At 45.1% G+C, this 21,918-nt stretch carries 23 protein-coding genes; 19 read left to right on the top strand and 4 right to left on the bottom strand.

Annotation, left to right across the window (positions count from 1 at the left end):
* Positions 1-2 precede the first annotated feature (2 nt).
* The 13 genes from NST34_RS28710 (at position 3) to NST34_RS28655 (ending at position 7,695) form a co-directional block, all read left to right on the top strand.
* Positions 3-299 carry a DUF2577 domain-containing protein gene (locus tag NST34_RS28710; protein WP_076301021.1) on the top strand — a complete coding sequence of 99 codons (297 nt, stop codon included), beginning with the start codon at positions 3-5 and terminating at the stop codon, positions 297-299.
* Positions 296-727, top strand: a complete 432-nt coding sequence (locus NST34_RS28705) for a DUF2634 domain-containing protein (protein WP_076300992.1) — start codon at positions 296-298, stop codon at positions 725-727. Before NST34_RS28710 ends, NST34_RS28705 begins: the two co-directional genes overlap by 4 nt.
* A complete protein-coding gene (locus NST34_RS28700; RefSeq protein WP_076300993.1) occupies positions 720-1,778 on the top strand; it encodes a baseplate J/gp47 family protein in 1,059 nt (352 codons plus the stop codon). Before NST34_RS28705 ends, NST34_RS28700 begins: the two co-directional genes overlap by 8 nt.
* Position 1,779: 1 nt before the next feature.
* Complete coding sequence (locus tag NST34_RS28695) at positions 1,780-2,193, top strand: phosphoglucomutase (RefSeq protein WP_341129237.1); 414 nt, start codon at positions 1,780-1,782, stop codon at positions 2,191-2,193.
* A gap of 1 nt (position 2,194) precedes the next feature.
* Positions 2,195-3,217 carry a DUF2793 domain-containing protein gene (locus NST34_RS28690; RefSeq protein ID WP_076300995.1) on the top strand — a complete coding sequence of 341 codons (1,023 nt, stop codon included), beginning with the start codon at positions 2,195-2,197 and terminating at the stop codon, positions 3,215-3,217.
* Between the two features lie 11 nt (positions 3,218-3,228).
* Positions 3,229-3,564 (top strand): hyaluronate lyase N-terminal domain-containing protein, encoded by a 336-nt coding sequence (locus NST34_RS28685; RefSeq protein ID WP_076300996.1) that lies wholly within the window; start codon positions 3,229-3,231, stop codon positions 3,562-3,564.
* Positions 3,565-3,567: 3 nt separating this feature from the next.
* The gene (locus NST34_RS28680; RefSeq protein ID WP_234537580.1) at positions 3,568-4,179 is read left to right on the top strand and encodes a putative phage tail protein; all 612 of its coding nucleotides are present in this window, start codon (positions 3,568-3,570) and stop codon (positions 4,177-4,179) included.
* 11 nt (positions 4,180-4,190) lie between these two features.
* On the top strand, positions 4,191-5,639 hold the full coding sequence (locus NST34_RS28675; RefSeq protein WP_341129236.1) for a hypothetical protein: 1,449 nt from the start codon (positions 4,191-4,193) through the stop codon (positions 5,637-5,639).
* Positions 5,640-5,654: 15 nt separating this feature from the next.
* Entirely contained in the window at positions 5,655-5,984 is a 330-nt protein-coding gene (locus NST34_RS28670) for a hypothetical protein (RefSeq protein ID WP_341051542.1), read from the top strand.
* A 146-nt stretch (positions 5,985-6,130) separates the two neighbouring features.
* Positions 6,131-6,232, top strand: a complete 102-nt coding sequence (locus NST34_RS32205; protein WP_445667679.1) for an XkdX family protein — start codon at positions 6,131-6,133, stop codon at positions 6,230-6,232.
* Positions 6,233-6,302: 70 nt separating this feature from the next.
* Positions 6,303-6,707 carry a hypothetical protein gene (locus NST34_RS28665; protein ID WP_341129235.1) on the top strand — a complete coding sequence of 135 codons (405 nt, stop codon included), beginning with the start codon at positions 6,303-6,305 and terminating at the stop codon, positions 6,705-6,707.
* A complete protein-coding gene (locus NST34_RS28660; RefSeq protein ID WP_341129234.1) occupies positions 6,708-7,400 on the top strand; it encodes a M15 family metallopeptidase in 693 nt (230 codons plus the stop codon).
* Between the two features lie 13 nt (positions 7,401-7,413).
* Positions 7,414-7,695: a holin gene (locus tag NST34_RS28655; protein ID WP_341129233.1), complete on the top strand. Its 282-nt coding sequence runs from the start codon at positions 7,414-7,416 to the stop codon at positions 7,693-7,695.
* A gap of 102 nt (positions 7,696-7,797) precedes the next feature.
* Here NST34_RS28655 and NST34_RS28650 read toward each other — a convergent pair whose 3' ends face one another.
* The 4 genes from NST34_RS28650 to NST34_RS28635 all read right to left on the bottom strand — a co-directional run bounded on the left by NST34_RS28650 (position 7,798) and on the right by NST34_RS28635 (position 12,924).
* Positions 7,798-9,108 carry an MBL fold metallo-hydrolase gene (locus NST34_RS28650; protein WP_341129232.1) on the bottom strand — a complete coding sequence of 437 codons (1,311 nt, stop codon included), beginning with the start codon at positions 9,106-9,108 and terminating at the stop codon, positions 7,798-7,800.
* Entirely contained in the window at positions 9,105-10,784 is a 1,680-nt protein-coding gene (locus NST34_RS28645; protein WP_341129231.1) for an ABC transporter permease, read from the bottom strand. The genes NST34_RS28650 and NST34_RS28645 overlap by 4 nt, the downstream gene beginning before the upstream one ends.
* Positions 10,785-10,789: 5 nt before the next feature.
* Positions 10,790-11,869, bottom strand: a complete 1,080-nt coding sequence (locus NST34_RS28640; RefSeq protein WP_341129607.1) for an ABC transporter substrate-binding protein — start codon at positions 11,867-11,869, stop codon at positions 10,790-10,792.
* Between the two features lie 86 nt (positions 11,870-11,955).
* Positions 11,956-12,924: an ABC transporter ATP-binding protein gene (locus NST34_RS28635; RefSeq protein WP_341129230.1), complete on the bottom strand. Its 969-nt coding sequence runs from the start codon at positions 12,922-12,924 to the stop codon at positions 11,956-11,958.
* A gap of 166 nt (positions 12,925-13,090) precedes the next feature.
* Between NST34_RS28635 and NST34_RS28630 the strand changes: the two genes are divergently transcribed.
* The 6 genes from NST34_RS28630 (at position 13,091) to NST34_RS28605 (ending at position 21,888) form a co-directional block, all read left to right on the top strand.
* Positions 13,091-13,984, top strand: a complete 894-nt coding sequence (locus tag NST34_RS28630) for a LysR family transcriptional regulator (protein ID WP_042192084.1) — start codon at positions 13,091-13,093, stop codon at positions 13,982-13,984.
* Positions 13,985-14,220: 236 nt separating this feature from the next.
* Entirely contained in the window at positions 14,221-17,013 is a 2,793-nt protein-coding gene (gene ppc / locus NST34_RS28625) for a phosphoenolpyruvate carboxylase (protein ID WP_341129229.1), read from the top strand.
* A 1,072-nt stretch (positions 17,014-18,085) separates the two neighbouring features.
* Positions 18,086-18,652, top strand: coding sequence for an RNA polymerase sigma factor SigW (sigW, locus tag NST34_RS28620; protein WP_042192081.1), 567 nt, complete (start codon positions 18,086-18,088; stop codon positions 18,650-18,652).
* Between the two features lie 122 nt (positions 18,653-18,774).
* On the top strand, positions 18,775-19,389 hold the full coding sequence (locus NST34_RS28615; protein WP_042192079.1) for a zf-HC2 domain-containing protein: 615 nt from the start codon (positions 18,775-18,777) through the stop codon (positions 19,387-19,389).
* Positions 19,390-19,607: 218 nt separating this feature from the next.
* Entirely contained in the window at positions 19,608-20,438 is an 831-nt protein-coding gene (gene cdaA / locus NST34_RS28610; protein ID WP_042192076.1) for a diadenylate cyclase CdaA, read from the top strand.
* The gene (locus tag NST34_RS28605; RefSeq protein WP_149647920.1) at positions 20,431-21,888 is read left to right on the top strand and encodes a CdaR family protein; all 1,458 of its coding nucleotides are present in this window, start codon (positions 20,431-20,433) and stop codon (positions 21,886-21,888) included. The genes cdaA and NST34_RS28605 overlap by 8 nt, the downstream gene beginning before the upstream one ends.
* Positions 21,889-21,918: the final 30 nt, after the last annotated feature.

The following is a 21,918-nucleotide window of genomic DNA, read 5'->3' as shown; positions in this document are numbered from 1 at the left end:
TGATGTTGGATATTATAAAAAAAGCAAGCTTAGGAGCCGTGGGAAATACAAATCCCGTGGCTTTTTCTTATGGGACGGTAACGGAGGCAGCCCCTTTGCAGATCCAGGTGGATCAACGTTTTATTTTATCGGGGAATGCGCTAGTGCTGCCTGAATCGGTAATGGAATGTAAAGTCGAGCTAGAGGGTAGAGAAGTGGTAGTGCGTCGAGGGCTTGCCTCTGGTGATCGGGTTCTGATGGTTCGGATGCAGGGTGGACAAAGCTATATTGTTCTGGATCGGCTGGTGAGTCCGATATGATTCCTGCGATTGGAAAATCTGGACCGATAACTGCCCTTCTTGAAGGCGAGGTCAACCTTGAACGTGGGGAAAGCCCCAGTCTAACTTACCGAATGGATTGGGACAGACAAAGGATCACTGGCCAAGCGGATGGACTTGAGGCAGTGCAGCAGGCAGCGGCCAAAATTCTGCGAACCGATAGATTTGAACATCTGATTTACAGTTCGGATTACGGAACAGAGTGGCAGCTGGTTCTGGGTAAGGATCGGCTGTTGGTCAGAGCTGAAATCAGACGTGTCATTAGTGAGGCCTTACTTCAGGATGAACGAATCCTTAGCTTAGAGAATATTGAGGTTTCGTTTACCGGAGAAAACTTAACTTTTGACTGCAAGGTGGTCACACGTTACGGGAATTTTCAGCTGAGAAAGGAGTGGAATGAGGATGTATGAGGATCAGACGTATGAGGCTCTTTTAGAGCGGATGCTGGACCGGGTTCCGTCAGGTCTGGATAAACGCGAGGGCAGCATCATTTATGACGCGCTCGCTCCGGCAGCAGCAGAGCTCGCGCAGATGTACATTGAGCTGGATGTGAATAATAATCTGTATTTTGCAGATACAGCGACCGGAGAGTACTTGGAGCGAAGTATCTCCTGGTCAGGAATTGTTAGGCGAGAAGCGAGCAAAGCGCAACTGAAGGGGATTTTTTATAAAGCGGATGGAGGATTTGTAGATGTCCCTCTCGGAAGCCGCTTTTCACTCGATATGCTGAATTATATGGCTGTGGAGAAGCTATCTCCTGGAGTGTATCGGCTAGAAAGTGAAACCGCTGGAGAAGAAGGAAACCGATATTTTGGTTCTTTGCTGCCAGTGGATTATATTTCAGACCTCGCGCGCGGAGAAATAGCTTCTCTTCTGATCCCTGGAGAGAACGCCGAAAGTGATGAATCGCTACGCCAGCGTTATTTGGATTCAGCCAGACGCCCAGCTACTAGCGGCAATAAATATCACTATATGGAGTGGGCGATGCAGGTTATTGGGGTGGGAGGTGCACGTGTTTTTCCGCTATGGAACGGTCCTAAGACGGTGAAGGTGATTGTTGTGGACGCTGAGAAAAAACCTGCTTCTGAGTTATTGGTGACTAAGGTTCAGCATTACATTGATCCGGTCTCTGGAGCGGGTGAGGGGCAAGCACCCGTAGGTGCAGTTGTAACAGTAGCGTCGGCGAAAGGCAAAAGTATTAGTGTAAGCGCAAAAGTTACCCTCGCTTCAGGTTATGCGCTGCAAGCTGTAAATGATGAATTCAAGGGGATTCTTGAGAGTTATCGCAAGGAGAAGGCTTTTTCAGCAACCTATATTAGCCAGTCAGTAATCGGTGCACTATTGCTAGCTACTGAGGGAGTCGCGGATTACAGTGAACTGAAGCTGAACGGTGGAGCGGGCAACGTAATGTTGAACGAAGAAGAAATACCTTTGTTCGGCAACGTTTTACTGGAGGTGTAGCATGGGTTACCCGGAGAAAGTTGATATTTTTCAAGAAAAGCTTAATAAAAAAGCAAATGGTGGCAGCTATGTTATTGAAGAGAGATTACCGCTTGTAAATGGCATGTATAGTGGTGCGCTTGCGCATGACAACATCAATAATCAGACCATCGCGGTGTACACAGGGTCACAGTATTCCGGGATCGAGCTACGTAATTTTACGGTGTCTTTTCCGGATGAAGCGCCATGGCGGTGGTTGATTAAGATTTTTGCCGATGTGCCCGAGGTTTATGTGACTTACGAAACCCCCGGGGATACAGTTGAAGCGGATGATATTAATGGTTTGCAGGTAAGTATTACCGCTGTTCAAACTGAAATAGAACGGTATAAGAACAAGGGTCAGATTGACGGAGGATCATTCAGAAGAGAGGTGTAAAATGGCACAGACTATACAAATAAAGCGGGGAACAAAGGCTGAGCTAACGAGTTATGGCGTGTTGAAGGCGGGTGAGCTTGGTTTTTGCAGTGATACTAAGGAAGTTTATATTGGTGACGGCACGTCTAATTCCATGGTCGGAAGGGCGTTGTCCGGGCCAGAAGCTTCGCGTCCGGTTGCAGGAGCCGTTGGCCGTTTGTATTACGTGACTACGGGTACGAATAGCGGATATTTGTATTTTGATGATGGGGCAGCTTGGCGGCGGGTGAACGCGCAGAAGCTTAGCGATCTGACAGGTACAATTGATGATATCGCTGATGGAGCAACCTACGCGAAGGTGCTTAAAGCGGATATTAGTGCGGGACATATCAATAAAGTATCAGATGGCACGAATGTAAAGACTGCCGCTGAGATCAAGACTCACATTGACGATGTGACCAAGCACCGGACGATCAATGATGCCGGGACTACGATTACAGATTTGTGGTCAGCGCAAAAGATTAAAAATGAAATTGAGTTGGCCAAGCATAACATCGAACCGCAAGCGTCGGTAAAAGATCAGAACCTGCTGGCTCCACCTGCCAGTCCGGTTGAGGGTGACCGATACATTATTCCAGCGGGAGCAACCGGGGCATGGGCGGGGAAAACCAATCAAATCGTTGAATATCAATCTGCCGCTTGGGTATTTTATGTTCCGGCTGTAGGCTGGACCGCTTACGTCGATGATGAGCAGAAGATTTATAGCTGGAACGGTAGCGCATGGGTGCGCACAGGTGGTGCGTTACAGACTATTACCGCTGGTAACGGGCTGATCGGCGGCGGTCAAGCCGATGCTGTGACGCTGAATATTGGTGCAGGTAATGGGATCACGGTTACTGCAGACGCGATTGCGGTGACGGCTGGAAAAGGGATCACCGTGGACTCGGCTGGTGTAGCCGTAAGTGTGGATGGAAGCAGTATCGTTTACGATGCAGCGAATGGCAATAGACTTACTGTAGCCAGTATTGATGGCGGAACATTCTAGGGGGCGGGACAATGGCTTTAAAGACATTGATTCAAATACGCCGCGGATTGGAAAGTGCGATTGGAGCACTGGCTATTGGTGAGCTTGGCTATTGTACAGACAGTGGCAAGCTGTACATTGGTTCTGCTGCTGGTAATGTCTTACTGGTAGCCGCGCAGAGTACCGGAGATATGCTGAAAAGCATTTACGATACGAATAACAATGGCAAGGTGGATTTCGCGCAACAAGCGGATAGTGTAGCTTGGGCGGGTGTAGCGGGTAAACCAGCGGTATTCCCTCCGGCGGCGCATACACATGATTATTTGCCCAAAGGGCCCCTAACCTGGAATCAACTGAAGGGGGTGTAGAGGATGAGTTACGGCAGCTCTTTATACAGCGAATTGCAATATTCGGCAGATAAAGATTCGAGCCATCCGGGTGAAGTCGAGGCGCCTGATCTAATGCAGTATTTGCCGGATTATTATAAGGATGTCCGTGAAATGGAGAAGCTTCAGGAGACCATCGGGCTAGAAATTGGTGGACTGAAGGTAGGCACTGTAGATGTACTGGATCAAGCGTTTGTTGAAACAGCAACGGTGAGCCTTGGACGTTGGGAGGCTGAGCTTGGACTAAATATTGATTCATCCAAGTCATATGCCACACGCCGAGAGATGATTAAGGCGAAGCTGCGTGGAAACGGGACGACAACGCCGGAGATGATCCAGCGGACAGCGTCTGCTTTTTCAGGTGGAGTGGTTGAAGTGAAGGAAGTGCCTGATGAGTACCGTTTTGAGATTCATTTTGTAAGTACGTTGGGCATCCCTCCCAATATGGCAGGGTTGATTCAAATCATCGAAGAGATTAAACCTGCGCATTTGGCTTATGAATTTGTGTTCAGCTATACCTGGTGGGACTCTGTTAAGGCTTTGACCTGGGAGAGTGCCCACAGTAAAACATGGAACGAATTAAGAACTTATAGATAGGAGAGTGACACATGCAAACGACAGGAAATTTGGGGTTAAAGAAGCCCGAGGGAACAGACATTGTTGATATCGCAGATCTGAACGGGAATATGGATATCTTGGATAATGCCGTTAATGGCAAGGTTGATAAAGTTACTGGGAAACAGCTGTCGACTAACGATTACACCGCAGCTGAGAAAACTAAGCTGGCGGGGATTGCTGCGGGTGCAACGAATTATGTGCATCCAGCTACTCACCCACCGGCTATTATTACTCAAGACGCGAGTAATCGTTTTGTTACTGACACGGAGAAGACAGCATGGAATGCGAAAGAGACCCCGACTGGTGCTCAGGCAAAAGCGGACGCAGCTGTCGCAGCAGCAAAAGCAGACTATATTCGTCAGCCGGGGTATGCTGCAACTAGCGGCACAGCTACAGCTTATACTGCAGTTCTTACTCCAGCACCTACGACAACACCGGATGGATTCGGTATTACTATCGTTCCACACGTCACTAATGGGGCAAGCCCTACGCTCAGTGTTAATGGACTTGCAGCTACACCTCTTAAAGATCAAAAAGGCGTAGCTTTTGCAGCTGGCAAACTTCTCGTTGGCAAGCCCTATACATTCCGTAAAGTGGGGACGGATTTTTTAGCAGCTAGTGGGGGAGGAGGTGAATACGGAACAGCTACAGCTGCGGATGTATTAGCGGGTAAGACGATCGGCACCGAGAATAACGGCGTGGTAAATGGCACAATACCAGTAAGAAATGCGACTAACGGCGTAGGCGGTACAGGGCACCACACCGCAACTGAAAGCTCAGTAGGCGTGTATACGAGCGGAGACACTCAGAATTACGTATATGTTCGACCAAATCCGAGCATGTCGCGGGTAGCGTATGAAGGCGATACTTGGGTACGTGCAGCAGCTCCTGACCTTATACCTCAGAACCTTTTAGCAGGAAAAACAGTGTTAGGGATGGCGGGCGCTATCGCTCAAAAGGGGCAGACAACAGCGTCGATTAACACGGCTTGGGATGGGAATAACTTATGGGCGAGGATACCTTTGGGCGCGTATCTCACTCCAGGGGGTACCGCAAATACTGCCGACATACAAATACCAGTGGCGCAGGCAAGAGCAGACGGGAATATCCAATCGGGAAATATACGTAATGGTGTTTGGGTGTATGGCGTGCAGGGTACTTTACAGCCTAAGTTATACGCCGAGGGTGTAAGTAGTAATGTAGGTTCAAACGGAGCCTTATATGTGGAAGGTTTAGCATTTAGACCTAAAGTAGTTATCGTATATCGCACCGCAAATGGTACATTCGCCGCGGGTGCGGATATGGGGAATTGGACACGAGGTATAGTAAATACTAATGGTCAGTTTTATGGGGCGATATTTGAACTTACTAATAGCTCATTCTGGCTTGGGTATGCTCTGTATCAACAAGTAGATTACAATTGGAGTGCATGGGGTTAAGGAGGAAGAATTCAAATGGAAATAGGAAGAAAGATCTATTATGATAAAGTAACAGGAGTCGTCTTAGTTGATACCGGAGAACGTTCCGGTAGTGTGGTTGAGACAACGCAAGAGCAGGACTTTAAAGTCTATAAGGTTCTAGCCGAGCGAGTTACCGAAACTGTAGGATGCTTAGAACTTGAATATGGTGAGTGCGGGCAGGATTTTAGAGAATGTAATGGATACCGTGTGAATATTCAAACGGGAAAGTTAGAGTTTAGCTATCCAGATCCAAACGTCGATCCTGTAGAGCCGCAGGAACCGCAATACATCGAGCCTTTGACTAAAAAGGTGGAAACGCTGTAGGTTGACAATGCAGGTTTGTCGCTAGAGTTGGTACACGTGCAAGCAAGGCAGGATCAGGCTGAGAAAGATAAGGCTGACATGCTCCTAATGATTGTACAAGGAGGTGTAGCTTAATGAACTGGTATGCGACGATTAAACATTAATATGTGGCGGGATATTACACAACCGATCAGGTACAAATTTTTGTCACCGCCAAGATAATCACTACTGAACAAGCTATAGAGATTATTGGAGATAGCGCCCCATAGCTGGCGTTTTTATTTTGCCCTCGAATCTAGTTCGGGGGCTATTTTTTATCAATTTAAAGGGAGTTTTTATATGACCATTGCGGGAGCAAATACAGGAGGAGGCGATGCTGAAGCAGCGCCTATAGCGTATCGTGTGGAAGAAGTAGAAAACAGAATTACAGTTATCCAAGACGAGCTGCTTAGATTTGAAACAGAATATCTTAGTTTTAATTCTGAGCTCTCATTATTAAAAGAAAAACAATCGCGCCATGAGGAAGATGTGAAGCAAATTAAACAATCAACGATAGAAATGAAAATTCAATTTAACGAGATTATGAGGCGTTGGGACACTTTAGACTCACGTGTGTTTCAGCTATTGCAACAATCCCAGACGGACAGCAAGAGCGAACGAAAAGTGTTTGTTGATCTACTTAAATACGTTCTGGCTGGTACTATCTTTGCTATTATTGCCTTTTTATTTAAAGGAGGGGTATAGATGCTCACTTTGTCCCAAATCAAAGAAAAATCAAGTAAACGTCTAACCAACCTACATCCCGTAGTCCGTTCCGCTGCTACTGCGCTAATCGAGCGCTGTCACAAACTCAATATCCCCATACTCATTACGCAAGGTCTTCGCACAATTGCCGAGCAAGATGCTCTTTACGCACAAGGTCGCACTAAACCTGGAGCGATTGTCACCAATGCGCGTGGCGGGTATAGCTATCATAATTTTGGATTAGCCGTAGATTTTGCTCTTTTGCTACCGAATGGATCGAGTGTGTCATGGGATATGCGCCGGGACGACAATAACAACCAGATCGCAGATTGGCAGGAGGTTGTAAAAGAGGCCAAGGCACTTGGCTTCGAATGGGGTGGTGATTGGACTAGCTTTAAGGATTACCCACATTTTCAAATGGCATTTGGCTTAATGCTCACTCAGTTACGTGCAGGGGCAAAGCCCTCAACATCTGCGGTGGAGTCAGCGTATAAGGTCATCAATCGGAAGGAGGAAGAAGAATTGAAGGGTGATATTTTTGCCGTCGTAAAAGTTAACGGGGTTAAGGTTACAGATGGAGTTCTTGAAAAAGGCATAACCTACGTTCCCGTTCGTATTATTGCAGAAGCGCTAGGTGCACAGGTGGGTTATGATTCCGCCACTCGAACGGTTGAGATTAAAAGTACTCACTAAGGAGGTATCTATCATGGAAGCTAGAGAGATTTTAGATGATGTTATGGCGTTTGCCTCAATATTAGCTGTATTCGTGCTGGCTCTGGTTCAATTGGTCAAAAATAGTATCAACATCCCGCGTAATGCAGTCCCTGTCATCGGACTATTGATAGGCTTGCTCATCGGAGCGGCAGCGTATCCTTTTACCGATCTGGATATCGTCCTTCGGCTTTGGGCTGGAGGGCTGGCTGGTTTATCTGCGACGGGGTTGTTTGAGCTAGCTTTTAAGGATCGTCCGGGGACGACGAAAGAGTAAATGGATAATAGGTTCAAATCATAAAAAAGGGCTGTTCCAAAACGTCTGAATAGACCTAAGGAAGAGCCCCATTGTTTTTTTACGAGATTACATAGTTAAGCTTCAGAACGAAAGCGTACTTCCAGGTAGCAAAGAGTACAGCCCTGCAAACCCTTCTCCTTCTAATATAGAAGTGACATGATCAATATGCGATTTGGGAGCATGAACGAGCACCGACCGGCGGCTAGGAACCGTTTGGAGCATTTCTCGAATGTCCGGTAAGCCTTGGTGGACTTTATAGCGAATGAGTGAGATTGTACATCTCGTGTCGCTAGATTCTTCTACTATAGAATGTTTAACGAGACGGTGCCCGAAACTACCTGCCGCCAAATGTCCCGTAAAAATCACATGGTTGTCAGGAGAAGCAGAGAGCTGGTGAAAATACTCTTGTGCTTTTGCCGACTGCATCATTCCGTCATTGGTAAACACGATTGAGCTCTTGAGATTCAACAGTGCCTTTGCACGTTCCTCTGGATTAGATACAATGCACAAGTTCTTTCTATTAAAAAGCATATCAACGCGCTGAATAGCGCCCTCTTTCAGCCATTCGGTCTTATCGCTCAAACCTCTTAAAGGTGCTATGAGCTCTTCTTCGACGATCAGCTGATCATCCGGGAAGCACTCGCTTGCCCATACGATTAATTCCTGGCTTCTGCCATGGATAGGCACCGGAAGGAGGACTGAACCCCCTTTTTGCAGAGTGTTACAGATCGCTGACTCTAATTGCTGTAGCTTTACAAGCTGCTCATCAGGATCCGCGCCATATGCGGCATCGATAATGGATAGATCGACGATATCTTTAGCTCCGGCTTCCATAATCGTTGGTGAATCTGCCATGAGCAGCAGCGACTCCTTCGTATAATCCCCTGAGAAAAATACGATTGTTCCATCCCATTCGAGGATCAGCCAAACCGAACCTGCTAAATGTCCGCTTCGCCCCCATTGTACTCGAAGATTAGGTGCAATCCTCAGCCAAGTCTGAGGGGGGATATGCTCCTCCAAATACATGAACTGGATAGATTGCTTATCTATTTCTTCATAAGGTAGTGATGCGGACTGAGCGGCCACATATTTATCCCAAGCTTCGAAATAATCGGGAAGCTGTTTAACGGTAGCTTTCGTTGTCCATACCTTACCTGAATATCCATACTTATATAGTAGGGGAAGTGCTATGGAATGATCCTCATGCGCATGGGACAGAAACACTGCCTGCAAATGTGGGATGATGTCTGTATCTAGCAGGGGGTATTCACCTGGACCTTCTTTTTTGACACCACAATCGAGTAGAATACCAGATTGCCCATCTTTGTTCTGCAAAAGATAGGAGGAACGGCCATGCTCTCCGGCCCCTCCCCAAATCGTTAGTATGCTCATCGTTGTCTCCGCTTTCTATCTGGGCTTAAATATTCTAATACTAGTAGTAATATAGTAGTAACGCCGACAGAGATTACTGCCATGGCCATCCCCATCGCTACTGCGCCTTGTTCAAACTGGGCAAAAATATAGGTCGCCGATGTCTGCATTGAAGGTGGAAGAATGAGTAAGGAGGCTACCAGTTCCCGATTGGAAATGGTGAAGGTCATCATCCATCCAGCCACCATCCCCGGTAGAATGAGTGGGAGCAGGATACGTCGGAACACATAAAGCTTGCTTCCTCCGAATACTTGTCCCGCTTGCATAAGGGAAGAATCGATCTGCCCATAGCTCGCTTTTACATACTGAACAGTATAGGGGATGAATAGTACAACGTAGGTAAGCACAACCATCCAGTAGGTATTATAGAGCGGAATAGGCATCCAGCGAGCATTCCATAGCAGGATTAGCCCTACTACAATTACAATTCCAGGAACTGTGTTGGGAAGTAGGCTGAATAGATCTGTAATTTTCTGCTTGAATGTAGCTCCTTTTCCTACAGTTAAGGCAAACCAAGTCCCAAGAATAACCGCGATACTGGAAGCAACGATGGCTAATGTGAAGCTATTTAATAAAGCCTCAAGACCTTGAGAACCCGGTGATAGCAGCTCTGCATAATGTTTTAAGGTTAAATTGCTCCATGATACGCCTTCTCCTCGCAGCTTCAACAATGAGGCTGTAATGATCGAGAAATAGGGAATGCCGATAGATGCTAGAAGTAATAGAACAACATATCCCCAACTAAGAACCCCTACAATTCCAGTACTTTTATAACGTTTGGTACGAGTCCCTTTTCCGCCTATTAAGCGATAAGAAAAGCGGCTGCTAATTAGAGTCTGGATGTACCACATGACGAGACAAACTCCGAGCAGCAAGGAAGCTAGTGAAGTAGCCTTTCCAAAATCTATTGGCCAACTAGAGATATACTTATGGATCTCAGAGGTCAGAACGTAAAAGCCGATCCTACGACCAAAGGTCGCAGGGGTACCAAATTCGGCAATCGTTTTGACGAAGATGAGAAGAGCTCCAAGCCCATAGCTGGATAATAGCAAGGGAATGATTACTCTTTTAAATCTGTAAAAGAACGGAGCACCATGAACAGAGGCTGCTTCCTCCAGATTGCCTCCGATCTGCAAAAGCACATTACGCAGCAGTAAATACAGGAAGGGGAATAAATGCAGGCTCATGATCAGCACCATCCCTCCATAACTAAAGAAATACGGAGTCAGCACGGAGGAAGCGGGCAGAAACTGTTCCATATACCCACCCGTCTGCATAAATAACATCCAACCCATTGAACCAATGTATGGCGGAGTCATAAAAGGAATTAGTAGCACAACATCCAGCCAATTATGATGCCCTAAGTCCGTTTTAGCCATAATCCAGGCTAGAGGTAGTGCAAATAGCGTAGTTAGTAGAATAACGCTTACCCCGAGCCCGATAGAATTCAGCAGTACCTCAACCAGATCATGACTACTCATAATGGTTCGTAGTGGCGCGGCTATATTCAGCTGCTCATTGGGATAGATACTGGTCCAAAAAATGAGCAGGAGTGGCAGCAGTACGAGCACTGTCAGTATAAATAAAGCAAGTCCGCCGCTCACCCATTTAAATGAGCGTAAAGAGTTAATATTCATTACGCTTATTTAAAAATTTGTGTGAAGATCGAGGAAACTTCATCACTATGTTCGTTCATCCATTCCCATTTCACATCAAATGTCTTAATTTCATCGAGATTCGCACGATTCTCTGCTTTCACATCGGTTCTGCCTGGCAATAAGTAGGCTTTAGCAACTAGCGCTTGAGCTTCATCAGATAGAAGATAGTCGATAAAAGCTCTGGCATTATCTACATTCGGACTTGTCTTAATAATCGCAGCCGGGCGAGGGCTGATCACTGTTCCTTCAGCAGGGTAGACGATATCTACAGGCTCTCCATCAGCTTTTGCCTTATAAGCCATATAATCTACACCTGAGGCAACGACGGATTTAGCACCGGTAATAACCGGATCAAGTGCCTCCTGATTGGCTCCCGCCATCGCTACACCATTGCTTTTGTATTGTTTAAAAAGATCCCAACCGCTGTCCCCTTTAGCGCTTAAATATCCAGTTACAAAATCTAGAGCCGAGCCAGATAGCGAAGGATCTGGAATATTGACAGTTCCTTTCCATTCCGCTTTAGTTAGATCATCCCATGAAGTCGGAGGTGTGCTTACTTTTTTAGTATTGTAGACAATCCCCAGTGCGGATGCGCTATAGCTAAAATAATTACCATCAGCTGTGTCTGACCAATCGCTAACGAGCTTATCTGCATTAATCGCCTCTTTATATGGAAGCAATAAACCATCATTCTTCATCCCTTGCATGGACGGAAGGGAGGCAAGAACAACAACATCGACTACTGGATTGGACTTCTCTGCTTCCATACGGGCTAGTATTTTTCCAGTAGTGCCTTGGAACATTTCGACCTTCACACCGGTTTTGGCTTCAAAGCCGTCTTTAATTTTATTGGCTAGACCTTCAGGACCTGCGCTGTAGACGACAAGACTGCCACTCAGAGCTTTCTCTGTGGGTTGTGGTGCTTCAGTTTGAGCTGTAGTGTTAGCGGTTGAAGTCGGATTGCTTGCGTTAGCAGCAGGAGTGTTAGTAGAGCTACAGCCGGCTAGACTCGCTCCGATTATAGTTGTTAGAAGAAGTGTACTAAGTCCTTTAGTGTTATTCATTGATTTCAATGTGAATGCCTCCCTAATATTTTTTGCATCTTGCTGCATGGAACAGCATCATACGAGCTATTCCATGCAGTGGACGCTTAATTCAGATGATGGATCTGGTGCTCTGAAGCGTAGACCTGGATCGTCTCTCCAACAGGTAGACGTTGATCATGATAAGCGGTCCAAGCGGTTTGGTTCTCCATTTCTAGAATGACCTCATAGCGATCACCCATATAGCTCACATGTCGAATCGTCCCCGTAAAAGGGAGAGAGGAAGCATTCTCCTGAGACCAACGTAAATGTTCCGGACGAAGCATTTGCTTATCGGGAACGATCCAGTTGGATTTTCCAATAAAGTGGGCTACAAAAGGATGGTTTGGTTTCTGATAAATTTCCTCAGGAGAACCTGCTTGTAAAATAGTACCACCTTGCATCACGACCACTTCATCTGACATAGACATCGCCTCGGTTTGATCATGGGTGACATATAAAGCGGTAATACCCATGTTTCTCACCAAGGAGGTTAACTCCAGCCTCATTTCATCTCGCAAGACCGCATCTAGTGCACTTAACGGCTCGTCGAACAATACGAGTTGGGGTCTAGTAACTACAGCTCTGGCAAAAGCAACCCGTTGCTGTTGTCCACCTGACAGCTGATGGGGAAAGCGTAGCTCGAGTCCTTCCAGCTTTACGGATCGAAGGGCTTGCTGAACCCTAATCCGTAAATCCTTTTTCTGCTTAGAGGCACGAAGTCCGAAGGCGACATTCTCGAAGACAGTTAAATGCGGCCAGAGCGCGAAATCTTGAAAGACCATGCCAAAGTTGCGGCTATGGATGGGGCGACTAATTTTTTTGTTGCCTGAGAAAATAAACTCGTCATCCATTAGGATTTCTCCAGCATCCGGTGTTTCTAGCCCAGCAATCAGACGGAGTAGTGTCGTCTTTCCACAACCTGAAGGACCGAGTAATGTCGTAAAGCTTCCAGCGGGAATCTTCAGATCTGCAGCCTTCAAGGCATGCACATCTCCGAATTTCTTTTCCAATCTGTGGATTGTAATTTCCTTCATCTCTATCTACCTGCCTGTTCTTAAGCTTGTTCTTAGTGTAAAGGTAAAGAATTCCCGCTATATTTGCTGAATGTAACTGTGATATTAACTTTTTTGCCGATTTATTTTAACATTCATAGAATTCTTCTATGTTACCGTTTAGTGAATAGGCGAGGAGTGGATGATAATGAACCTTAATTTAATCAAGCTGGAAATCGTAGAACTGTTAAATAAACATAAGAAAATAACTACAGTAGCCGATAAACTCGGACTGAAGCAGCCCACCGTTACGTACCATTTAAAGAATTTAGAGCAGCAATTGGGGGAGAAGTTATTTGAATCCAGAATGGATAAAATGATTCTTACGGAGAGTGGAAAAGCGTTTCTTCATTATGCGACTAAAATCAATGCACTAGCTGCAGAAGCGGAGCGGGTTGTAAAAGAGTTCAGTCAGGCGGGGCGGGGAACGCTTAAGATTGGTGCCAGTTACGTTCCAGCTACTTATATTCTTCCGAAAATATTGGGGCTGTTTGGAGAACAACATCCGGGGATTACGATCTCTTTATCGGTTAAGCCTTCCCCTGTAATCAAAGAAATGCTGGCTAGCCATGAGATTGACCTTGGTATTTTGTCTACAGAATCTTTTTATCTACCAGATCTGCATACTCAAGCCTTGTGTGAGGACGAGCTCGTGCTTGTTTTTTCGCCATCTCATGAATTTGCCTCATTTTCTAATCTAAATCCGGCTATGATTGCTTCAGCAAGTTTTATATTACATGACAAGGAGTCGAGTACACGCCAACTGACGGATAAATGGTTTGAGCGTGAAGGGAATGAACCGAGGACCTATATTCTACTGGATTCACTGGAGGCCATAAAGCAATCGCTTATGAGTGGAAAGTACGTTTCGTTTATATCGCGTCTTGCTGTGGAGGATGAGGTAGCCAGAGGAAGATTGCTAATGCGCACCATTCCAGATTATAATTTTCAAAGACATATTTATTATTCGTATAACCGCGATCGTCATTATTCTCCGCTTATTGGCCTGTTCATCGATCAGATTCGAACGCTCCGTATTTAAATACACATAATGAAGGTATGCTAGAGCCATTATATATAAGAAAGAATACATAAAATATAAGGACTGTATAAATTGAGAAATTGGTGTATAATCTTAGATACTGTGTCGCTTTACAGCGCAAAATAGTTGGAGATTTTCACGCAGTTTTATTGTATGATATGAGGAAACCTTTAATAGGCGATTTTTAGACAGACAATAATTAACACATTGATCCGGAAGAGAATGGGGGGAGCAGCATGACCGAACTTACGACTACCGTCAGCAAAAGCAACTCTAACAATCTGCTGCGACGGGACGTACGGTTCTTGGGGAACATTTTAGGAGAGGTCTTGGTTCACCAAGGCGGTAACGAACTACTAGAGATCGTGGAGAAAATTCGCGAAACCAGTAAATCGCTGCGCTCACTATTTTTACCTGAACTGCACAGTGAATTTAAGGAGTTAATCAATTCTTTGGATCCAGAGAACCGTCATCAGGTAATAAGAGCGTTCGCTATTTATTTTCAGCTCGTGAATATTGCCGAACAGAACCATCGGATTCGCCGCAAACGTGACTATGAACGTTCAGCTGGGGAGACAGTCCAACCCGGTTCTATAGAAAGCGCGATTAAAGAGCTTCGTGAACGTGATTTCTCTCATGAGGAAGTTAACGAGATTATTGCAGGATTATCTCTGGAACTTGTAATGACGGCACATCCAACGGAAGCTATGCGCCGTGCTATTCTCGATATTCATAAGCGGATATCTGATGATGTTATGGGTCTGGATAACCCTACCTTAACCTTCCGGGAGCGTGAACAGCTCCGTGAGAAGCTATTAAATGAAGTGATTACGTTATGGCAAACGGATGAACTGCGTGACCGTAAGCCTACCGTACTCGATGAAGTACGTAATGGGATGTACTATTTCCATGAGACGATCTTCCATGTATTGCCCGATGTTTATCAAGAACTTGAACGTTGTCTCAGTAAATACTACCCAGGGCAGAATTGGCATGTACCAACCTACTTGCGTTTTGGCTCATGGATTGGTGGAGACCGTGACGGTAACCCTTCGGTAACTTCTACAGTTACTTCACAGACTTTGCGCATGCAGCGTAAGCTGGCGATTCGGGAATATCAACGGATTATGCGTGAACTCATGAAATATCTAAGCTTTAGCACAAGTATTGTTAAGGTGACGCCTGAGCTAGTAGAATCCATTGAAGCTGATCGTGAGATCATTAATCTTGGCAAGATGGAAGAATGGCGAAATGATAATGAACCTTACCGTATTAAGCTCAGCTATATGATCTCCAAGACACAAAATGTTCTGGATGATGAGAAAAAAGATACTCTTGAGCGTTATTCTACACCTGAAGAGTTTATCAATGATTTGAACGTGATTGACCGCAGCTTACGGCATCACTATGCCGATTATGTGGCCGACACTTACATTAAGAAATTGATCCGCCAAGTGGAGCTGTTCGGTTTCCATACGGCGACACTTGATGTGCGTCAGCACAGTCAAGAACATGAGAATGCTATGACTGAAATTCTGGCGAAAATGAACATTACGCCGGATTACTCCAAACTGTCTGAAGATGAGAAGATTGAGCTACTGGAGAAGCTGTTGAATGATCCACGTCCAATCACTTCTTCTTATCAGACGTATAGTGAGGGTACAGAGGAATGTCTTGCAGTGTACCGGACGATCTTCGCTTCGCAAGAAGAGTACGGCAAACAATGTATTACTAGTTATCTGATCAGTATGGCAGAAGCGGCAAGCGATATTCTGGAGGTTATGGTCTTCTCCAAAGAGGTAGGACTATTCCGCAAAGATAATGACGGTACAGTCGTATGTACGCTGCAAGCTGTGCCACTTTTTGAAACGATTGATGATTTGCATGAAGCACCACAAATTATGAATAGATTGCTCAGCATGCCTATCTACCGCGATGCAGTAAGAGCAATGAATGATTTGCAGGAAATCATGCTTGGATATTCAGATAGTAACAAAGATGGCGGCGTGGTTACCGCTAACTATGAACTGCGTGTTGCTCTGAAAGAGATTACAGCTACAGCCGATAAGTTCGGAATCAAGCTGAAGTTCTTCCACGGTCGTGGTGGAGCGCTCGGCCGTGGCGGCATGCCGCTTAACCGCAGCATTCTGGCTCAGCCAGCCTCGACGATTGGCGGAGGCATTAAGATCACCGAGCAGGGAGAAGTTATCTCCTCCCGTTATTCGATGCAAGGGATTGCTTACCGCAGTCTAGAGCAAGCGACATCTGCGCTTGTGACTGCAGCGATCAATGCGAGAATTCCACAAGCGGATTTATATGAAGAGAAGTGGGAAGAGATTGTTGCCCGTATCTCTGAAGTTTCGCTTCACAAATATCAGGATTTGATATTCCGTGATCCGGACTTCCTGACTTATTTCAAAGAATCTACACCTCTGCCTGAGGTTGGAGAGCTTAATATTGGTTCACGCCCTTCCAAACGGAAGAACAGTGACCGGTTTGAAGACTTGCGTGCAATTCCGTGGGTATTTGCGTGGACACAAAGCCGTTATTTGCTTCCAGCGTGGTATGCTGCTGGAACCGGACTGCAGAGTTTCTATGAGGGTAAGGAAGAGAATCTGAAGATAATGCAGCATATGTATGAGAACTTCTCATTCTTTACTACACTGATAGATACGCTGCAAATGGCTATTTCAAAAGCGGACCTGATCATTGCTAAGGAATACGCCAGCATGGGCAAGAACGAGGAAGCACGTCAACGGATCTTCGGCCAGATTGAAGATGAATTCAAACTGACCTCTGAGTTGATCCTGAAGATTACTGGTCAGCAGGATATTCTGGATAATGTCCCTGTGATTCAGGAGTCGATTAGACTCCGCAATCCTTACGTTGATCCACTTAGCTATCTGCAGGTTCAATTGCTATCTGAGCTTAGAGCGCTCCGTCAAATCGATGGAGACGATAGCGAATTGCTCCGCGAAGTATTGCTTACCATCAATGGCATTGCCGCTGGTCTTCGGAATACCGGCTGATATAGTCTTAACACAAAGAGTCCGCCCTTTATTGGGGCGGACTTTTTGTGCTTGTATAGGAAATTACGATAGCAGAATCATAGACCGAAATAAAGCGATGCGCTGTGGCACACGCGTTATGGACTTTGCCAGGAATGTGTGCAAAGGATGCACAAAAGGAGCGCCGGAGCCCGTGTTTATTTGCATCTTTATAGGAATTACTGTTTGCTCGCACACATAAACATTTTTAAGTTTCATATTTCTCTGCTTCAGGGTCAAAATGCTGAATTAAAGGGAATTATTACCCGTAAATCGGTATTTTAAGGTCATTTCGATAAAATATAGGAGTTGTTCCCTTTATATCAGCTGAACTTGGTGTAATTAATTGAATTTGTCCAATATACAGGGAGAAATTCCTTATAACTTTTTCATAAAACAGCTGTGACCTAAGTTATAGGGTGGTTTTCCCTATAACTCGTTCCATCAAAATGTAATCCTCAACCTACACTGGAGTTCCTACTTGCTAAATCACCGAAAACCCTGACGAAAGTATAACAATGTCTGCTCCATATACGACAAATTTAAACTAACAGCAGCCTATTCAACCGACGGGATGATTTTGTTGCTTAATACGAGCTACTTTGCTCATAAACTAAATATTGTGCTGCGAAGTGATTCTTTTGTTCTGAAAAATATTGTGGTGCTTTGCCCAATATTGATCTTTCAGGCCCTACCCAAGTAACCGAGATGTAAGCGAAGGTAAATAGTGTGGCACTTATTATTCAGGTGATGGAGTAGCGTAGAGAATGTTTGGAACTGTAGGAGCGTTAGCGATCGCCTTTATTGTCAGATTTCTACCGCAAGTAGCGGTTTAAATCAGGAAATCTGACAATAACAGCGACCGGAAGTCCAAATATTTCTCGAAGCTGCACTTAATCACCTATACCAAGTTGTCCAGTTTTTAACTCAGTTTACAGAGAAGGTTACAATACAATCCTTGATTTTTACACAAACTTGAATTACGATTTAATTGCTTGTACCGTGGATATTTGAAAATAAATACCAAGGGCGGCAAGTCTGGGGGAGTTAACAGGTGGAGAATTTGGAAGGCAGATTGACAAAGCTCGCCTTAAAAGGCGACCAAAGGGCATTTGCCGAGCTTGTGGAACTATATAAAGACAAAATATATCATTTGGCGTACCGGATGCTGAACAATCGCCATGAGGCGGAGGATATAGTTCAGGAGACCTTTTTGCGTGTGTATAGAAACTTGGATCGGTATGATGATAAACAGAAGTTCTCTACCTGGATTTATCGGATTGGTACGAACCTCTGTATTGATAGATTACGCAAACGGAAACCAACCTATTCGCTCGATGCAGATATGAACGATCAGGAGGGCCTTGACGGCTATTCGTTGATTCCAAGTGATAATGTAACACCTGAGACCGAATTACTGCTCTCTGAGACACAGGGGCTAATCTATGAGGCCATTGACAGTCTGCCTGTGAAATACAGGTCTGTGATGATTCTTAGATACCTGCAGGATTTGTCGCTTCAGGAAATAAGTGACGTGCTCGACATGCCTGTAACCACGATTAAGACGCGTGTACACCGAGGTCGTGAATTTTTACGTAAAAAATTAGGCCCGAAAATGTAAAAATAGATTTTTTTTTATGAAACATCTTTGGGAGAGCGACGTATGTAAGTTAAGCAAGTCTTATGTGTCCTGACCCTTTGTCTTAGGATAATTAAATAGCACTCATGAAAGGATTGGCTCCTATGGAATGCAAACTGGCCGTCTCTATGATGCACGACTACTTGGATGACGACTTGCCCGATCAGCAGCAGAGGGAGTTGAAGGAGCATCTTCTATCCTGTCCAGATTGCCGTGCAAAGTTTAAAGAATTAGAACAGACAGATATGTTGATGTTCTCCCTAATGCATCAGAATCCTGTTGCCTCAGATGATCTTGTGAGCCGGATAATGAGTTCATTGCCAAAGACCAAGAAAGAAAATGCTTTTGTTACCTGGATCAAGAGACACCCTGCACTTACAGCGGCATCTCTGTTTCTTGTCGTAATGCTGATGAGTTCCGTAACTTTTTGGAGTCCAGATAGACAACTTGTAGTTAGAGGTGCAGATCTGGATCAAGTGGTTATCAAAGGGGATACTGTAATCGTACCTTCCGGCAAGATTATTACCGGTGACCTTACCATAGAGAATGGTAAAGCACAGGTATATGGGGAAGTGAACGGCAACGTAACAGTCATTGACGGTTCTTTGTATCAGGCTTCAACAGCTCATATTTCTGGGCAAGTCAAAAGCATAGACCAAGCGGTAAGTTGGCTCTGGTATAAAGTGACGAACATGTTCTCTGAAGTTGCCTACCGTTAAAGAAAGCGACAGTGGTTACCTTGAGCTGGAATATTATTTTGCGCCTCTTTTTCCGGAAAGATGGCGCTTTTTTGTTGCCTAAATTTAGAAAAATTAGAAAATGGGTGAGGGGCTAAACTTGCAACTGGAGCCCGAACGTTATAACCTAGATATTGATACAGATCTAACAGACATTTTACATAAACCCAGCTAATATGAAATGACGGGGGTTTTAGGCAATGAGTTATTTTACAGACTTAACATGGAAAGATTCCATTAAAGATATTATTGATATACTGATCGTCAGCTACATTATTTATAAAGTGCTTAATATGGTCCGCGGAACTCGAGCGATTCAGCTGCTGAAGGGGATTCTGGTCCTGGTTTTGATTTGGGCTGTGAGTACCATGCTAGACCTCTATACGCTCAAATGGCTAATGAATCAAATGTTTACATTCGGGGTGCTGGCGGTCTTTATCATCTTTCAGCCGGAACTACGAAGGGGACTGGAGCAGCTTGGACGAGGTAAATTTTTCGGACGGGCTGGGGAAAGTGATGAAGAACTCAGTAAATTAATTGGCGAAGTGATTAAAGCCGTAAATTATTTATCACATAGAAAAATAGGGGCATTAATCGTATTCGAGCGAGAGACAGGCCTTAATGAATATACGGAATCGGGTATCGCCATGCGTTCTTTAGTCAGCTCTGAGTTGCTGATTAACATCTTTATACCTAACACCCCTCTGCATGACGGAGCCCTTATTATGCAAGGGAATCAGATCGCCGCGGCTGCATGTTATTTACCTTTGTCCGAGAACCCTTTTATTAGCAAGGAACTGGGGACAAGACATCGCGCGGCTATCGGGATTAGTGAGGTTGCGGACTCTGTGTCTGTCATTGTCTCGGAGGAGACAGGACAGATTTCTCTGGCCATCAATGGTCAAATTGTAAGGGACATTAAGGAAGAATCAATGATTTCGAAGCTCCATCAAGAGCTGAGTGTAAGTTCATCGCTGAAGGAGAAAGGTTCAACTTTCTGGAAACGGAAGGGGGACAAAAATCATGGATAAGTGGATGAACAATAACAATTTCAATAAGATTCTAGCCCTTGCATTTGGGATCATACTGTTTACTATGGTTCGTATCGACACTGCGCCTGTTGGACAGACCACGGTCGATACTAAATCGAAGATTATTGAGAATGTAAAGATCGAAGAGATCGGTCTAGATAAAGATAAATTTGTACTGGAATACAAGGATGTAGATAGTGTGAGTATGGAGGTTAAGGGGAAGAACTCGGATATCTCTTTTCAGTTCTCGGACGACTATAAAGTGACCCTTGATCTAAGTAAGGTTGAGCCTGGAGATAATACGTTGCCACTCTCATATTCATTACCTAGAGGTGTAACTCTTGTCAGAATGACTCCTAAAGAGGTCAATGTACATGTAGAGCTGCGAAATACAAAGTCTTTTCCCATAACATTGGTTACCAAGGGAGAACCAGCAGCAGGGTATCAATTAGGTACCCCAGTCTTGCAGCCTACGGATACTGTTGAGGTTACGCTGCCAGATAATGAGTTAAGCAAAGTGGTGAAGGTACAAGGCACCATTGAGCTAAATGGCGAGAACGAAACCTTTAAAGAGAAGAAATTGAAGCTGCATGCTTATGATAATGAAGGAAAAGAAGTGAAGGATGCCGTCATTGAGCCGGCTACCGTTTCGGTGGAGTTGCCAATTACCTTGCCTTTTAAGAGCTTACCGCTGGATATCGGCTTTACCGGACAACTTCCGGGTTCTCTCGTCTTATCAAATGTGACACCTGAGCTGGAATCAGTCGTGGTATATGGCCAAGCCAATGCATTAGCTGCATTATCTACCTATGAAGCAAGTGTCGATCTTAGCGCTATAGATTCTGCAGGAACGAAGCAGCTGAAGGTAGAACTGAAACCTCCGGCAGGAACTGAGAAAGTAATGCCTGAAACCGTGAATGTTTCATTAACGATCTCAGAAATTGCTGAACGGACGGTTGAAGCGGTACCCATCAAGTTACAGGGTGTCGGTGATGAGTTTGAAGGAAGTATTGTTAATCCAACAAGCAAGGATATAGCCCTTACCTTAACAGGTGCACCTACTTTGCTAAATCAACTAAATAAAGACGATATAGGTGTTGTGGCTGATGTGACTGGCCTGACTGCCGGGACTCACGAGGTTTCTTTACGGGTATCACTGCCTAAATTCATCGCACTGGCTAATTCAAGTGTGCCTCTTACGGTAACTGTACAGTTGCTGTCACCTGCAACGCCGGTGCCTACGCCTCATCCAGACACGGGTAGTGTAACTACTCCTGAGCCAAGCTCTGAACCTGTTATAGGCGATGAGGAGGCCACTGAGAAGCCTACACATAGCGGAGAAGTTGGAGCTACAGCGACGCCTGTCCCCACGGATAGCAGTCCAGAGAATAATGGCACAGCTAACACAAGTACGAATTCCGAGAATCCTGTAGGTACAGGGGGCACGTAACCTTTTATTGAAATACGTCTTTTAGGATAT

Source organism: Paenibacillus sp. FSL H7-0714, assembly GCF_038003765.1.
GTDB lineage: Bacteria > Bacillota > Bacilli > Paenibacillales > Paenibacillaceae > Paenibacillus_AQ.
This window is presented reverse-complemented; position numbering and strand designations above follow the sequence as displayed.

Coding starts and splice junctions, on each gene's coding strand:
- NST34_RS28710 (WP_076301021.1), top strand. CDS start 3: ATGTTGGATATTATAAAAAAAGCAAGCTTAGGAGCCGTGGGAAATACA.
- NST34_RS28705 (WP_076300992.1), top strand. CDS start 296: ATGATTCCTGCGATTGGAAAATCTGGACCGATAACTGCCCTTCTTGAA.
- NST34_RS28700 (WP_076300993.1), top strand. CDS start 720: ATGTATGAGGATCAGACGTATGAGGCTCTTTTAGAGCGGATGCTGGAC.
- NST34_RS28695 (WP_341129237.1), top strand. CDS start 1,780: ATGGGTTACCCGGAGAAAGTTGATATTTTTCAAGAAAAGCTTAATAAA.
- NST34_RS28690 (WP_076300995.1), top strand. CDS start 2,195: ATGGCACAGACTATACAAATAAAGCGGGGAACAAAGGCTGAGCTAACG.
- NST34_RS28685 (WP_076300996.1), top strand. CDS start 3,229: ATGGCTTTAAAGACATTGATTCAAATACGCCGCGGATTGGAAAGTGCG.
- NST34_RS28680 (WP_234537580.1), top strand. CDS start 3,568: ATGAGTTACGGCAGCTCTTTATACAGCGAATTGCAATATTCGGCAGAT.
- NST34_RS28675 (WP_341129236.1), top strand. CDS start 4,191: ATGCAAACGACAGGAAATTTGGGGTTAAAGAAGCCCGAGGGAACAGAC.
- NST34_RS28670 (WP_341051542.1), top strand. CDS start 5,655: ATGGAAATAGGAAGAAAGATCTATTATGATAAAGTAACAGGAGTCGTC.
- NST34_RS28665 (WP_341129235.1), top strand. CDS start 6,303: ATGACCATTGCGGGAGCAAATACAGGAGGAGGCGATGCTGAAGCAGCG.
- NST34_RS28660 (WP_341129234.1), top strand. CDS start 6,708: ATGCTCACTTTGTCCCAAATCAAAGAAAAATCAAGTAAACGTCTAACC.
- NST34_RS28655 (WP_341129233.1), top strand. CDS start 7,414: ATGGAAGCTAGAGAGATTTTAGATGATGTTATGGCGTTTGCCTCAATA.
- NST34_RS28650 (WP_341129232.1), bottom strand. CDS start 9,108: ATGAGCATACTAACGATTTGGGGAGGGGCCGGAGAGCATGGCCGTTCC.
- NST34_RS28645 (WP_341129231.1), bottom strand. CDS start 10,784: ATGAATATTAACTCTTTACGCTCATTTAAATGGGTGAGCGGCGGACTT.
- NST34_RS28640 (WP_341129607.1), bottom strand. CDS start 11,869: ATGAATAACACTAAAGGACTTAGTACACTTCTTCTAACAACTATAATC.
- NST34_RS28635 (WP_341129230.1), bottom strand. CDS start 12,924: ATGAAGGAAATTACAATCCACAGATTGGAAAAGAAATTCGGAGATGTG.
- NST34_RS28630 (WP_042192084.1), top strand. CDS start 13,091: ATGAACCTTAATTTAATCAAGCTGGAAATCGTAGAACTGTTAAATAAA.
- ppc (WP_341129229.1), top strand. CDS start 14,221: ATGACCGAACTTACGACTACCGTCAGCAAAAGCAACTCTAACAATCTG.
- NST34_RS28615 (WP_042192079.1), top strand. CDS start 18,775: ATGGAATGCAAACTGGCCGTCTCTATGATGCACGACTACTTGGATGAC.
- cdaA (WP_042192076.1), top strand. CDS start 19,608: ATGAGTTATTTTACAGACTTAACATGGAAAGATTCCATTAAAGATATT.
- NST34_RS28605 (WP_149647920.1), top strand. CDS start 20,431: ATGGATAAGTGGATGAACAATAACAATTTCAATAAGATTCTAGCCCTT.